Origin of the sequence: Venatoribacter cucullus (assembly GCF_016132445.1) — a bacterium.
Classification (GTDB): domain Bacteria; phylum Pseudomonadota; class Gammaproteobacteria; order Pseudomonadales; family Oceanobacteraceae; genus Venatoribacter; species Venatoribacter cucullus.
The window spans coordinates 82,015-94,456 of the sequence record NZ_CP046056.1; the positions used below are offsets into that span (position 1 = coordinate 82,015).

14 protein-coding genes and 1 tRNA gene are annotated in these 12,442 nt (G+C 58.9%); 7 read left to right on the forward strand and 8 right to left on the reverse strand.

All coding sequences use genetic code 11. From position 1 onward, the window contains the following. Nucleotides 1-98 precede the first annotated feature (98 nt). On the reverse strand, nucleotides 99-701 hold the full coding sequence (locus GJQ55_RS00345) for a c-type cytochrome (protein ID WP_228345528.1): 603 nt from the start codon (nucleotides 699-701) through the stop codon (nucleotides 99-101). Nucleotides 702-750: 49 nt separating this feature from the next. Next, the gene (locus GJQ55_RS00350) at nucleotides 751-1,047 is read right to left on the reverse strand and encodes a c-type cytochrome (protein ID WP_228345529.1); all 297 of its coding nucleotides are present in this window, start codon (nucleotides 1,045-1,047) and stop codon (nucleotides 751-753) included. 134 nt (nucleotides 1,048-1,181) lie between these two features. On the opposite strand from GJQ55_RS00350, the gene yihA reads away from it, so the two are divergent. Continuing rightward, the gene (gene yihA, locus GJQ55_RS00355; RefSeq protein ID WP_228345530.1) at nucleotides 1,182-1,838 is read left to right on the forward strand and encodes a ribosome biogenesis GTP-binding protein YihA/YsxC; all 657 of its coding nucleotides are present in this window, start codon (nucleotides 1,182-1,184) and stop codon (nucleotides 1,836-1,838) included. Between the two features lie 245 nt (nucleotides 1,839-2,083). Here the strand turns inward: yihA and znuB are convergent, their stop codons facing one another. Genes znuB through GJQ55_RS00370 form a run of 3 tightly spaced genes read right to left on the reverse strand, consistent with a single transcriptional unit; the run spans nucleotide 2,084 to nucleotide 4,138 of the window. Next, the gene (gene znuB, locus GJQ55_RS00360) at nucleotides 2,084-2,887 is read right to left on the reverse strand and encodes a zinc ABC transporter permease subunit ZnuB (protein ID WP_228345531.1); all 804 of its coding nucleotides are present in this window, start codon (nucleotides 2,885-2,887) and stop codon (nucleotides 2,084-2,086) included. Beyond that, complete coding sequence (locus GJQ55_RS00365; protein WP_228345532.1) at nucleotides 2,880-3,665, reverse strand: ATP-binding cassette domain-containing protein; 786 nt, start codon at nucleotides 3,663-3,665, stop codon at nucleotides 2,880-2,882. Before GJQ55_RS00365 ends, znuB begins: the two co-directional genes overlap by 8 nt. After that, nucleotides 3,662-4,138, reverse strand: a complete 477-nt coding sequence (locus tag GJQ55_RS00370) for a Fur family transcriptional regulator (RefSeq protein ID WP_228345533.1) — start codon at nucleotides 4,136-4,138, stop codon at nucleotides 3,662-3,664. Before GJQ55_RS00370 ends, GJQ55_RS00365 begins: the two co-directional genes overlap by 4 nt. 55 nt (nucleotides 4,139-4,193) lie before the next feature. On the opposite strand from GJQ55_RS00370, the gene GJQ55_RS00375 reads away from it, so the two are divergent. Then, the gene (locus tag GJQ55_RS00375; protein WP_228345534.1) at nucleotides 4,194-5,147 is read left to right on the forward strand and encodes a metal ABC transporter solute-binding protein, Zn/Mn family; all 954 of its coding nucleotides are present in this window, start codon (nucleotides 4,194-4,196) and stop codon (nucleotides 5,145-5,147) included. Nucleotides 5,148-5,238: 91 nt separating this feature from the next. Next, a complete protein-coding gene (glmU, locus tag GJQ55_RS00380) occupies nucleotides 5,239-6,606 on the forward strand; it encodes a bifunctional UDP-N-acetylglucosamine diphosphorylase/glucosamine-1-phosphate N-acetyltransferase GlmU (protein ID WP_228345535.1) in 1,368 nt (455 codons plus the stop codon). Nucleotides 6,607-6,638: 32 nt separating this feature from the next. Here the strand turns inward: glmU and GJQ55_RS00385 are convergent, their stop codons facing one another. The 3 genes from GJQ55_RS00385 to GJQ55_RS00395 all read right to left on the reverse strand — a co-directional run bounded on the left by GJQ55_RS00385 (nucleotide 6,639) and on the right by GJQ55_RS00395 (nucleotide 7,761). Beyond that, the gene (locus GJQ55_RS00385; protein WP_228345536.1) at nucleotides 6,639-7,325 is read right to left on the reverse strand and encodes an LrgB family protein; all 687 of its coding nucleotides are present in this window, start codon (nucleotides 7,323-7,325) and stop codon (nucleotides 6,639-6,641) included. Continuing rightward, nucleotides 7,322-7,657, reverse strand: a complete 336-nt coding sequence (locus GJQ55_RS00390; protein ID WP_228345537.1) for a CidA/LrgA family protein — start codon at nucleotides 7,655-7,657, stop codon at nucleotides 7,322-7,324. The genes GJQ55_RS00385 and GJQ55_RS00390 overlap by 4 nt, the downstream gene beginning before the upstream one ends. A 19-nt stretch (nucleotides 7,658-7,676) precedes the next feature. Next, a tRNA-Leu gene (locus GJQ55_RS00395) sits at nucleotides 7,677-7,761 on the reverse strand. A 119-nt stretch (nucleotides 7,762-7,880) separates the two neighbouring features. Between GJQ55_RS00395 and GJQ55_RS00400 the strand changes: the two genes are divergently transcribed. The 4 genes from GJQ55_RS00400 to GJQ55_RS00415 all read left to right on the forward strand — a co-directional run bounded on the left by GJQ55_RS00400 (nucleotide 7,881) and on the right by GJQ55_RS00415 (nucleotide 12,417). Beyond that, the gene (locus tag GJQ55_RS00400; protein WP_228345538.1) at nucleotides 7,881-8,897 is read left to right on the forward strand and encodes an AI-2E family transporter; all 1,017 of its coding nucleotides are present in this window, start codon (nucleotides 7,881-7,883) and stop codon (nucleotides 8,895-8,897) included. An 82-nt stretch (nucleotides 8,898-8,979) separates the two neighbouring features. Further along, entirely contained in the window at nucleotides 8,980-9,666 is a 687-nt protein-coding gene (locus GJQ55_RS00405) for a response regulator (protein ID WP_228345539.1), read from the forward strand. Between the two features lie 8 nt (nucleotides 9,667-9,674). Beyond that, nucleotides 9,675-11,015, forward strand: coding sequence for an ATP-binding protein (locus GJQ55_RS00410; protein ID WP_228345540.1), 1,341 nt, complete (start codon nucleotides 9,675-9,677; stop codon nucleotides 11,013-11,015). Between the two features lie 139 nt (nucleotides 11,016-11,154). Further along, entirely contained in the window at nucleotides 11,155-12,417 is a 1,263-nt protein-coding gene (locus tag GJQ55_RS00415; protein WP_228345541.1) for a malic enzyme-like NAD(P)-binding protein, read from the forward strand. The last annotated feature ends 25 nt before the right edge of the window (nucleotides 12,418-12,442 follow it).

The window sequence follows — 12,442 nt, forward strand, 5'->3', positions numbered from 1 at the left end:
TTATTGGTCTGCATTCTTGCACAAAGGTTCAGAGCCGGCCACGACCGGAACGGCAGATGAAAAAAAAGCGGCCGAAGCCGCTTTTTATACTGCGTGAATTAACGCAGGCCTTCGATGTAAGACGCAACCGCTTCAATTTCGGTGGCGTGCATACGGTAGGCAATGTCACGCATCAGGCGGGTGTCACCGTCGTTCTGACGCTCGTTCATGCTGAACTTGTTCAGCTGGGTTACGGTGTAGGTGGCATGCTGGCCAGCCAGGCGCGGGAACATAGCCGGTTCGATACCATTACCGTTCGGACCATGACAGGCGATACAGGCCGGAATACCACGCTCTTCAATACCACCGCGGTAAACGCGCTGACCCAGTGCTACCAGTTCTTCTTTGGCGCCACCGGCACTGGGTGCCTGAGCGGCAAAGTAGGCAGAGATGTCGGCGATATCTTCATCGCTCAGACCGCTGACGAACGGCACCATCTCCGGCACGCTGCGACGACCATCACGGATATCCAGCATTTGTTTGACCAGGTAGCGCTCGCCCTGACCGGCAATTTTCGGGAAGGTCGGGGCCAGGCTGTTGCCGTCAGCACCGTGACAAGCGGCACAGGTTGCCGATTTTGCTTTACCGGCTTCGGCGTCACCAGCGTGAGCAACGGACATCAGTCCGGCGGAAACGATCAGGCTAATCAACAGGTTTTTCATCATCAGGTCCAGGTTATAGGTGAATTCTTTGACTACAGCAGGGCCCGGCTTATTTCGGCGCGGCCATGTAGTTGATCAGTTGTTGGTACTGGTCGGCGGTACAATCCATGCACAGGCCGCGCGGGGGCATCGCATTCAGACCGTTGGTTACGCTGCTTACCAGTGTCGCCATCCCTTTGGCCAGACGTGGTTCCCAGGCGGCTTTGTCAAAGGACTTCGGCGCGCCGGCGACGGCATTGGCGTGGCATACGCTGCACGACTGCTGGTACTTCGCAGCCACATCAAAGGCCTGTGCATGAGTGCTTAACGCTGCCAGTACGGCAGCCATCACAGCCAGTTTTTTCATGGAATTCTCTCTGTCTGTTCCGGTTGGTAAACAGCTTGGTCCGGGATGCACGGCTCTGTGTTAGAATGGCGGCGTCATCCGCAAGGCTCGGCATTATATAACATTAATTTCCGGACGGTCATTACGTTTACCCCATGTCTAACCATCAATCCTTGACCTATACCAAGACTCGCTTCCTCAAAAGTGCCGCCAAGCTGAGTCAGTGCCCGCCGGAAATCCTGCGTGAAGTCGCCTTTGCCGGCCGCTCCAATGCCGGTAAATCCAGTGCGCTTAACCGCCTGACCGGTAACAGTAAACTGGCGCGTACCAGTAAAACACCGGGACGCACCCAGTTAATTAACTATTTCCAGATTGGCGAAGAACCGCTGGCGCTGGTTGACCTGCCCGGTTACGGCTTTGCCAAGGTACCGCTGGCCGTTAAAAACGAGTGGCAGAAAGAGCTGGATACCTACCTGACCCGCCGCGATGCGCTGGTGGGGCTGGTGTTGCTGATGGATATCCGCCACCCGCTGAAAGAATTCGATATGGCGATGGTGCGCTGGGCGCAACGCTCGCAGCTGCCGTTGCATATTCTGCTGACCAAGGCCGATAAGCTGAAACGTGGCCCGGCCAAAACCACCTTGCTGGATGTGCAGAAAGCCGTCGCCAGTCTGGGCGATCTGGTCAGTGTGCAGGTCTATTCGTCGCATAATGGCGAAGGGCTGCAATTATTGCAGCAGCGCCTCGACAGCTGGCTGTTGCCGGCAGCAGAGGATGAAGCCGAAGTCGCTGACCCTGCGGCCGCGGATTAAGTCGTTGCTTAATCAATCAAAGCTATAAAACCCGGCGTAGTCATTAAGAAAAATCACCACAGAGTTGGTGATTTTTTCACCAGTTCAGAGATCAGAGGCTATAGTCATTCTGGTCTGTGAACGATCCGGTTATCCGTCTCCGGCGTTTTTCAGACAGTTTCTTCGGTACTTCCCCAATGATCCGAAGTTGACCCGGTCGTTTGCCCCCAATGGCGACCGGGTCTTTTTTTGTCTGGCGTTGTTGCTCAGCCGGCGCGCCGGCTCAGCCAGGGTTGCAGCAGCAGGCTTGCCACAAATAACGTCGTTGCGGCCACCACCACGCTGGGGCCGGCCGGCGTATCCCAGTGAAATGACGCCCACATCCCGATCAGTACCGCCAGCATGCCGCTGACACTTGCCAGCACGGCCATTTGCAGCGGGCTGCGGGCGCTGGCGCGGGCGCTGGCCGGCGGAATAATCAGCAACGCGCTGACCAGCAGAATTCCCACCACTTTCATTGCCAGTGCCACCAGTACCGCCAGCATCAGCAGCAGCAATAACTTCAGCCGTTGCACCGGGTAGCCGTCGATGGCGGCCAGTTCGGGGCTGACGGTAATGGCCAGCAGCGCCTGCCATTGCCAGATTAATAACCCGAGCAGTATGGCCCCGGCGCCGGCAATCCACAGCACATCCACGGTTTGTACCGCCAGCAGATCACCAAACAAATAGCCCATTAAGTCGACCCGGATGCCCTGGGTCAGGCTCAGGGTCACCAGGCCAATGGCCAGCGTGCTGTGCGACACAATGCCCAGCAACGTGTCGGACGATAGCCGTGCCCGCTGCTCCAGCGGCACCAGCAATAACGCCAGCAATAACGAGCCCAGAATCAGTGCCAGCGTCAGGTTGATATCGGTCAGTACGCCCAGGGTAATGCCCAACAGGGCACCGTGGGCGAGGGTGTCACCAAAGAAGGCCATACGCCGCCACACCACAAAACTGCCCAGCGGGCCGGCAATTAAGGCCAGCAACAAACCGGCGGCCAGTGGCATCAGCCACCATAAATCAATCATGGCGAATGCCTCCGATAGCGGGCGGCGCCAGCGGTGAGGCGTGGCCGTGATCACCGGCACAGTGCTGGTGGTCGTGGTGGTGGGTGTAGTGGGCCAGCGGGGTTTTGTCCGGGCGGATACCAAACAGCTGAATATAGGCCGGGTTTATGGACACCTGATCCGGATGGCCGGAGCAGCACACATGGCCGTTCAGGCAGATGACTTCGTCGGTGGCGGCCATCACCAGATGCAGGTCGTGGGACACCATTAAGACAGCGCAGCCCAGCTCATCCCGCAGTTGCGGAATCAACTGGTACAGCTCCATCTGGCCCTGCACATCCACCCCCTGCACCGGCTCGTCCAGCACCAACAGATCGGGTTGGGATAACAGCGCGCGCACCAGCAGGACGCGCTGCCATTCGCCGCCGGACAGGTCATGTACCGACTGTGGTGCTAAGGCGGTGATGTTCAGCCGTTGCAGCCAGTGCTGAATGGTGGCAGCGGTGGCGCCGCGGCTTAACTGCAGAAACCCCTGCACGGTCAGCGGCATACGCTGATCCAGACTCAGACGTTGTGGCATATAGCCAATGCGCAAACCGGGCCGGCGTTCAATATGGCCGGAATCCACCGTTTCCAGCCCCAGCAACACCCGGATAAGGGTTGATTTGCCACAGCCGTTAGGGCCGATCAGGGTCATAATCTGACGGGGCTGTAAGGTCAGGCTGATGTTATCCAGCACGGTTTTGTGCTGACGTTTCAGGGTCAGATGATCGGCTTGCAGCAGCGCGGTGGTGTTCATGCGGCGGCCTTGCAGGCCGGGCACAGCCCGGTCAGTTCAGTCATCTGCTGTTCTACGGTGACGCCCAGTGCGGCCTCGGCCTGGCGGGCAATCTGCTGCACCTGGGCCGGATCCAGCTCCTGCGCCTTGCCGCATTCACGACAGACGAAAAAGCAGCTGGGGTGTACTTCACCAGGGTGGGTACAGCCGATAAACGCATTGAGTGAACTGATGCGGTGCACCAGGCCCAGCTCGAGCAGAAAATCCAGCGCCCGGTACACCGTGGGTGGTGCCGAGTTAAAGCCTTCGGCCGCCAGCTTGGGCAGCAGATCGTAGGCACCGACCGGCTTGTGGTTGGCCCACACCAGCTCCAGCACCCGCTGGCGGATGGGTGTCAGGCGCGCCCCCTGAGCGCTGCACAGGGCCTGCGCCCGCTCCAGTGCTGAATGTACGCAGGCATGATGGTCGTGACTTTTATAGATGTTCTGAGTCATGGCGAAAGCCTTAGGTTATAATGTTGCAATTTTACGCCAGGAGTCGCCGGATACAATGAAGAATTTCAGCTTAATGATCGGAGCGGTCTGTGGTTGTCTGCTGGCCGTCTTGCCGGTGCAGGCTGCCGACCAGGATCTTCAGGTACTGGCCAGTGTGCATCCGCTTGGTCTGGTGGCGGCGTCGGTGGTACCGGAGCCGCAGTTGCAGGTGTTGTTGCCGCTGGGGATGACGCCGCACGATTTCAGCCTGAAACCATCCGATATTGAACGCATCCGCCAGGCCGATGTGGTGCTGTGGAGCGGTGCCGTGGCGGAGCCTTATCTGAGTGGTTTCGTGGGGCGCTGGCCGCAACAGGTGTGGATTGATGCGTCCGCCGGCCAGCAGCCGGCCGCTGACGTCACTCATGCTGCCGCCCATGATGACCATGAGCACAACGACCATGATCACAACGCTCATCAGCCTGATGAACAGCACAACGACCATGAGCCTGCCGGGCAGGAACAGCATGCCCATCACCACGATGGTTTTGCCGACCCGCACTGGTGGCTGAACCCGCAGCGCATGATTCACACCCAGCAGCAGCTGGCGGCGGCGTTGCAGCAGGACGCCAGCCCCTTTGCCGCGGCAGTAACCCAACAGCTGGCCGCTTCGGCGCGGGTACTGGAACCGTTGCAGGACCGCGGCTTCTTTGTGTTTCACCGCGCCTGGGATCACTGGGTCGAGCAATTTGGCCTGAATCAGGTGGGCGCCTTTACCCTGTCGCCGGAATACAAACCCGGTGCCCGCACTCTGCAAAGCATGCGCGCGCAGTTGCAGCGCGGCGAGGTGGTCTGTGTGTTCAGTGAGCCGGAATTTTCCCCGGCGCTGGTGGATGCGGTGGTGAAGGGCTTAGCGGTTAAGCGCGCCGAGCTGGACCCGCTGGCGCAGCATATTCCCATCGGTGCCGATGGTTATGTGCGCTATCTGGCCGATCTGACCGGGCGCTTTGCCACCTGCCTTAAGCCCTGATATTCCCACCCGGAAACGGGCGGCGGTAGACAGCCGGTCTGCCGCCATTACAATAAGCCCCCAATTTTTCAGTCTGCATGGAAACCCTGCTATGACACTGGCCGTCGTTACCCTGGCTGCGGGCAAAGGCTCGCGGATGAAATCCGATCTTCCCAAAGTGCTGCACAAACTGGCCGGCAAGCCGATGCTGGCCCATGTACTGCACAGTGCGGCGCAGCTGCCGCAGGCGCGCCTGCATGTGGTAATTGGTCACGGTGCTGAAGCGGTGAAAGAGCAGATTACCGGTTTCCCGGTCAGCTGGGCGCTGCAGGCCGAGCAGAAAGGCACCGGCCATGCGGTGGCGATGGCGATACCGGAGGTGGCGACCGACGCCACCGTGCTGGTGCTGTACGGCGATGTGCCGCTGATCCGTACCGACACGCTGCAAAAACTGTTGGATGAAACCCATGATGGCCATGCCCTGGCCCTGCTGACGGTGGAGCTGGCCGATCCGACCGGTTACGGCCGCATTGTGCGTGACGACGCCGGTAATATTCAGGCCATCGTCGAACACAAAGACGCCAGTGCCGAGCAGCACAAAATCCGTGAAGTGAACACCGGCATTCTGGCGGTATCGGCGCGGTTGCTGAATGAATGGCTGCCGAAGCTGTCGGCCAACAACGCTCAGGGCGAATACTATTTAACCGATATTATCGCCATGGCGGTGGACAACGGCGTGGCCGTGCGCGCCATTCATCCGCACGATGAACACGAAGTGCAGGGCGTGAACGACCGGTTGCAGCTGGCCGCGCTGGAGCGGGTGTATCAGCGTGGTCTGGCCGATGAACTGATGCGTGCCGGCGTGTCGCTGGCCGATCCGGCGCGCATTGATGTGCGCGGTTCGCTTAAGGTTGGCAGCGATGTGGTGATCGACGTTGGCTGTGTATTTGAAGGCGAGGTGGTGCTGGAAGACGGCGTGCACATCGGCCCGTACTGTGTGATCAAAAACAGCCGTATCGGTACCGGCACCGAAGTGGAAGCCTATTCCCATCTCGACGCCGCTGTTACCGCCGATGCTTGTCATATCGGCCCCTATGCGCGCCTGCGTCCGGGTGCCGATCTGCACACTGGCGCCAAGGTGGGCAACTTCTGTGAAGTGAAAAAGTCCGTTATTGGGACCGGTTCCAAGGTGAACCACCTGACCTACATCGGTGACGCCAGCATCGGCCGCAACGCCAACATCGGCGCCGGCACCATTACCTGCAACTACGATGGCGTGAACAAGTTTAAAACCGAGATCGGCGATGAAGCCTTTATTGGTTCCAACTCATCCCTGGTGGCGCCGGTCAGCATTGGCGCCGGGGCGACCGTGGCGGCCGGTTCGGTGGTGACCAAAGATGTCGGCGCGGCCGAACTGGCGGTGGCGCGCGGCAAGCAGCGCAATGTCGAAGGCTGGCAGCGGCCGCAGAAGAAATCCTGATGCTCACAACCCGGCTGCTGTGGCGGCCGGGTTTATAAGATCAGCGGTAATACCACGGCATGCAAGGTGCCGGTTAAGGTCATGGCCATGGCGGAATAGGCCGACTGTTGCGCCCCCAGTTCCATGGCACGGCCGGTACCCACGGCGTGGGCGCAGGTGCCCAGTGCCAGCCCCAGTGCCTGGGGTTGGTCCAGCCGGGTTACTTTCAGTAAGGGCGGAATCATTAATGCGCCCAGCAAGCCGGTAATCATCACAAACACCGACGCCAGCGCCGGAATCCCGCCCACCTGTTCGCTCACCGCCACCGCCACCGGCGTGGTAATGGATTTGGTGTGCATGGTGGTGGTAATGGCGGCATCGCCAATCAGCCAGTGCGCCAGTGCGGCTGCCACTGCCACCGTAACCCCACTGCCGAGGCTGACGGCCAGTACGATGCGCACAATCTGTTTACGCATACTGTGCAGAAACTGGTACATCGGCACTGCCAGCATCACCACCACCGGCCCCAGCATCTGGTGCAGATAGTCACCGCCCTGCATATAGGTGCTGAACGGCGTGCCGGTAACTTCCACCACCGTCACCACCAGCGCAATGCCGGTGAGAATGGGCGGAATAAAGGCGCTGTTGCCACTCAGGCGGTAGACCTGCTGGCCCAGAATAAAGGCGCCAATGGTGAGGGTGGCCCAGAACAGGGGCAGCTGCAGCATGTCGTTGATCATAAGCCGGCTTTGCTCCCTTTCATGATCCAGGCGCACAGCAGCGCGCCGGGAATCAGGCTGATGGCCAGAATACCCAGCAGCAGCAGACCATGTTCCTGCAGCAAGGCTTTCTGAGTCACCACGCCGACACTGACGGGAATAATAAACAACGGTAATAGCGGCGCCAGGGTCTGGCTGATGGACGCCAGGCTGGCAGGGATTTTGCCGCGCAGGATCAGGCTGATCAGCAGCAGTAACATGCCCAGAATGGAACCGGGCAGCGGCAGGCTGAAGGCACTTTGCAGCAGCGTACCGAGCAACAGAAAAAACAGCAGGACAAGGAGGCCGGCCATGGGTCTGCTCCTGTAATGATGGTGCGGAAGGAGAGACTCGAACTCTCACGCCTTGCGGCGCTGGAACCTAAATCCAGTGCGTCTACCAATTTCGCCACTTCCGCAGGTGGGCGCGGATATTATAGAACTCAGCAAGGCTTGCCAAGACTGCCTTGGTGCAAAGATAGCGGGCCCGTGCCGTTATCCTGTATTGTGCCGCTTTATTTTGCAGGGAGACCGCATCGTGTCAGGAGATCATCCGCTCGCCAGTAATGTGCTGCTGGGCACTGCTGCTGCCGTTATTGTTATCGCTGGTATGAAAAGCGCCGCCGATATGCTGGTGCCGTTTTTGCTGGCGGTGTTTATTGCCATTCTCAGTGCGCCATTAATGCATTGGCTGACCGCCCGCCGGGTGCCCGGAGTGGTCGCCGTACTGGTGCTGGTGGCACTGTTTCTGCTGGTGGGCACGCTGCTGGCATCGTTTCTGGGCGGCACCATTAATGCCTTTTACCGCGACATGCCGGTGTACGAACAAAAGCTGCAGGTGCTGACCTCGGATGTGGTGCTGTGGCTGCGCAGCCTGGGCTTTGACGTGGCCGACAATATTATCCGCGAGTATGTGAACCCCGGTGTGGTGATGCGTACGGTGGCTTCGGTTTTCAACGGACTGGGCGGGGTGCTGACCAATACCTTCCTGATTCTGTTTACCGTTATTTTTATTCTGCTCGAAGCCTCGGGTTTTCCGGCCAAAGTGAAACGGGCCTTCGGAGAAGAAACCCAGGCCTTTGCGCATTTCGCCCGCTTCAGCGAAGCGGTGCAGCAGTATCTGTTTATCAAAACCCTGGTCAGCCTGGGTACCGGCGGCGTGGTGGCCCTGTTACTGGCGCTGCTGGGGGTGGATTACTGGGCGCTGTGGGGGCTGGTCGCTTTTCTGCTGAATTACATTCCCAACATCGGTTCCATTATTGCGGCCGTACCGGCGGTACTGGTGGCGCTGATTCAGCTGGGGCCGTTGGTGGCCATGCTGACCGCCGGTGTTTATGTACTGGTGAATACCATGTTCGGCAACGTGATTGAGCCGCGCCTGATGGGGCGGTCGCTGGGGTTGTCGACGCTGGTGGTGTTTCTGTCTCTGGTGTTCTGGGGTTGGGTGCTGGGGCCGGTGGGCATGCTGTTGTCGATACCGCTGACCATGGTCGTGAAAATCGCCCTAGAGACCCGCCCGCAAACCCGCTGGATCGCTACCTTGCTGGATCATTGAGGGACGGACAGCAAAGAAGGGTAAAAGCACTGCCGCCCGCTATCCGGGAGGTGCCAGAATGCCGCGCAATGGAGGGAAAAGCATGAAATCCATATTGTTGATCGACGATGACTACGAACTGGGCGAGCTGCTGCAGGAATACCTGTCGATGGAAGGCTTCGCCTTAACCGCGGTGCAGGATGGCGAAAGCGGTCTGCAGAAGGCCCTCAGCGGTGATTACGATCTGGTGTTGCTGGATGTGATGCTGCCGAAAATGAACGGCTTTGAAGTGCTGAAACGCATCCGTGCCGAATCGGCCATTCCGGTCATTATGCTCACCGCCCGCGGTGAAAGTGTCGACCGCGTGCTGGGGCTGGAACACGGCGCCGATGACTATATTCCCAAGCCCTATCACCACCACGAGCTGGTGGCCCGCATCCGCGCCCTGTTCCGCCGCATTGAACTCAGCGGCGATACGCAGAAAGCCGCCGGTGTGTTGGTGGTGGGTGAATTGCAGCTGAACAGCAGTAAGCGTCAGGTGTTACTGGATGGCGAAGAGCTGTCGCTGACCGGCGCCGAATTCGGCGTGCTGGAATGCCTGATGGAAAATGTCGGTGAGCTGGTGGATAAAGATACCTTGTCACTGGCGGCGCTGGGACGACGGCTGATGGCCTATGACCGCTCCATCGATATGCACGTCAGTAACCTGCGCAAAAAACTCGGCCGCCGCAGCGATGACTCCGACTGGATCAAAACCGTGCGTTCGCGCGGCTATATGCTGGCGCACTGATTGTGGGTATGCGCTGGTACCGCTCGCTGTTTTTCAAAGTCTTTCTGTGGTTCTGGGCGGTTATCTTTCTGGCCATGTGGGCGGCGGTGATCACCAACCACTGGATTGAAGAAGACTACTTCCGCCCGGCCAGCCAGAACGAAGTGCTGCATCTGGTGCAGATGATGGAGCGCGACCAGCCCATCATTGCCGAAGGCCGCAAGCTGTGGCGTAAGGTGCGGCCGGGCTGGAATCTGGTGTCGGTGCCGGCTGACCTGATTACTCAGCTTCCCCACGATCTGGAAGAATTTGCCGATTACGCCGGCCAGACTGCGCAGGTGCTGTACGGCCAGAATGACGGCTGGCTGATGATCGGCCCGCTGGAGCAGGCCGGCTATCTCTATATTGCTGTGGCCCGGCCGCAATGGCCGGGACTGCTGGACAACGAAGACCGCTGGCTGGTGCCAGTGGCCATGGTGCTGGTGGTTACCCTGCTGTGCGGCGCTTTGGTGTGGAGCTTAACCACCCCCATCCGCCGTTTGCAGCGCACGGTGCGGCGTCTGGCGGCCGGCAACTTTGATGTGTCCGACCTGCGTCATGTGCGCTTCCGTGAAGATGAAATCGGCATGCTGGCCGGTGAAGTCATGGATATGGCCGGTGCGCTGCAACGGCTGTTGCACAGCCATCAGCAGTTGCTGCGCGATGTCTCGCATGAGTTACGTTCGCCGTTAACCCGGCTGCAGATTGCCCTCGGGATTGCCCGTAAAAAAGACCAGCAAAACCTGCTGCAGGCAGAGCACAGCCGTATTGAACGGGCGGTGCAGCAGGTGGATGGGCTGGTCAGCCAGATTCTCGACCTGGCCCGGCTGCAGCAAAGTGACAGCGCCCTGCTGCAGTTACAAACCCTGCCACTGCAGGAGCAGTTGCACGAATGGGTGGATGATGCCGAGCCGGAGCTGCAGCAAAAGCAGCTGCAGATTGACTGGCAGCTAAGCGCCGGAGCACTGCCGTGTCGCTGGGATTGGCTGCTGATTCAGCGGGCCTTCGATAATCTGCTGCGCAATGCCATCCGCTTTGCGCCGGCAGGTTCTGTGTTGCAGGTGGGGCTGAGCAGCAGTCATGGGCTGGTGTCGCTGTGGGTCCAGGATCAGGGCCCCGGGGTACCGGAAGAACAGCTGGAATCCATCTTTGATCCCTTTACCCAGGTGGACTCCGCCCGCGACCACGCCGCCGGTGGTTATGGCCTCGGGCTGGCACTGGTGCGGCGCATTGTTGAATTGCACGAAGGAATGGTGACGGCCAGTAATGCATATCCCGGCTTACGGGTGGTAATGCGTCTGCCGCAGCGTATAAATACGGCAAAATCATGACACCGGCGCCTTGCATCGGCGTTATTCACTGGAAAAGGCAATAGGTTTTTGGTAGAAAGTACGGCCCTTATGCCCCCTGTGTCAGGAACTTTTACACAGCCGGCTTTTTTACCAACGCGACGAGACTGGACAAGCAACTATGTCACAAGATTTCAAGCAAGCAGCCCTGGATTACCATCAGTTCCCGAAACCGGGCAAAATCAGTGTTGAACTGACCAAGCCGGCACAGACTTCCCGTGATCTGTCCCTGGCCTACAGCCCGGGTGTGGCTGAGCCGGTAAAAGAGATCGCTGCCGATCCGGAAAACGCTTACAAGTACACCTCCAAAGGTAACCTGGTAGCGGTTATTTCTGACGGTACTGCGATTCTGGGTCTGGGTGACCTGGGTCCGCTGGCCTCCAAGCCGGTAATGGAAGGCAAGAGCCTGCTGTTCAAACGCTTTGCTGGTGTGGATTCCATCGACATCGAAGTGGAATCTGAAAGCCCGCAAGCCTTCATCGACACCGTGCGTCGCATTGCGATTACCTTCGGTGGCATCAACCTGGAAGACATCAAAGCCCCTGAGTGCTTTGAAATCGAACGCACCCTGATCGAACAGTGCGATATTCCGGTATTCCACGATGACCAGCACGGTACCGCCATCGTTACCGTTGCCGGCGCTCTGAACGCGCTGGAAATTGTTGGTAAGAAAGTAGAAGACGCCAAAATGTGTGTACTGGGTGCCGGTGCTGCCGCCATTTCCTGTACCAAACTGATGATTCTGGCAGGCATGAAGCCGGAAAACGTCTTTATGTGTGACCGTAACGGCGTGATCCACTCTGGCCGTACCGATCTGAACCAGTACAAGCAGGCCTTCGCCGTTGATACTGACAAGCGTACCGTTGACGATGCGCTGGATGGTGCTGACATCTTCCTGGGTCTGTCTGGTCCGAACATGGTAACCGGCGAACAGATCAAGAAAATGGCCGCTGACCCGATCATCTTCGCCTGTGCTAACCCGGTTCCGGAAATCATGCCGGAAATCGTTAAGGAAGTGCGTCCGGATGCCATCATGGCGACCGGCCGTTCTGATTACCCGAACCAGGTAAACAACGTACTGGGCTTCCCGTTCATTTTCCGTGGTGCTCTGGACGTTCGCGCCCGTCGCATCAACGAAGAAATGAAACTGGCCGCCGCCAAAGCGCTGGCTGGCCTGGCGAAAGAGCCGGTTACTCAGGAAGTTCTGGATGCTTACGGTCTGGAGTCACTGGAGTTCGGTCGTGAGTACATCATTCCTAAGGCTGTTGATACCCGTCTGCTGGGCGCAGTATCTTCAGCGGTCGCTCAGGCTGCGGTTGATACCGGAGTGGCACGCAAGCCGTTCCCGGCGAACTACCCGCTGCAAACTCTGGCGGATCTGTAAGCCTGAGTGGTAATAAAAAAAACCC

Coding starts and splice junctions, on each gene's coding strand:
- GJQ55_RS00345 (WP_228345528.1), bottom strand. CDS start 701: ATGAAAAACCTGTTGATTAGCCTGATCGTTTCCGCCGGACTGATGTCC.
- GJQ55_RS00350 (WP_228345529.1), bottom strand. CDS start 1,047: ATGAAAAAACTGGCTGTGATGGCTGCCGTACTGGCAGCGTTAAGCACT.
- yihA (WP_228345530.1), top strand. CDS start 1,182: ATGTCTAACCATCAATCCTTGACCTATACCAAGACTCGCTTCCTCAAA.
- znuB (WP_228345531.1), bottom strand. CDS start 2,887: ATGATTGATTTATGGTGGCTGATGCCACTGGCCGCCGGTTTGTTGCTG.
- GJQ55_RS00365 (WP_228345532.1), bottom strand. CDS start 3,665: ATGAACACCACCGCGCTGCTGCAAGCCGATCATCTGACCCTGAAACGT.
- GJQ55_RS00370 (WP_228345533.1), bottom strand. CDS start 4,138: ATGACTCAGAACATCTATAAAAGTCACGACCATCATGCCTGCGTACAT.
- GJQ55_RS00375 (WP_228345534.1), top strand. CDS start 4,194: ATGAAGAATTTCAGCTTAATGATCGGAGCGGTCTGTGGTTGTCTGCTG.
- glmU (WP_228345535.1), top strand. CDS start 5,239: ATGACACTGGCCGTCGTTACCCTGGCTGCGGGCAAAGGCTCGCGGATG.
- GJQ55_RS00385 (WP_228345536.1), bottom strand. CDS start 7,325: ATGATCAACGACATGCTGCAGCTGCCCCTGTTCTGGGCCACCCTCACC.
- GJQ55_RS00390 (WP_228345537.1), bottom strand. CDS start 7,657: ATGGCCGGCCTCCTTGTCCTGCTGTTTTTTCTGTTGCTCGGTACGCTG.
- GJQ55_RS00405 (WP_228345539.1), top strand. CDS start 8,980: ATGAAATCCATATTGTTGATCGACGATGACTACGAACTGGGCGAGCTG.
- GJQ55_RS00410 (WP_228345540.1), top strand. CDS start 9,675: ATGCGCTGGTACCGCTCGCTGTTTTTCAAAGTCTTTCTGTGGTTCTGG.
- GJQ55_RS00415 (WP_228345541.1), top strand. CDS start 11,155: ATGTCACAAGATTTCAAGCAAGCAGCCCTGGATTACCATCAGTTCCCG.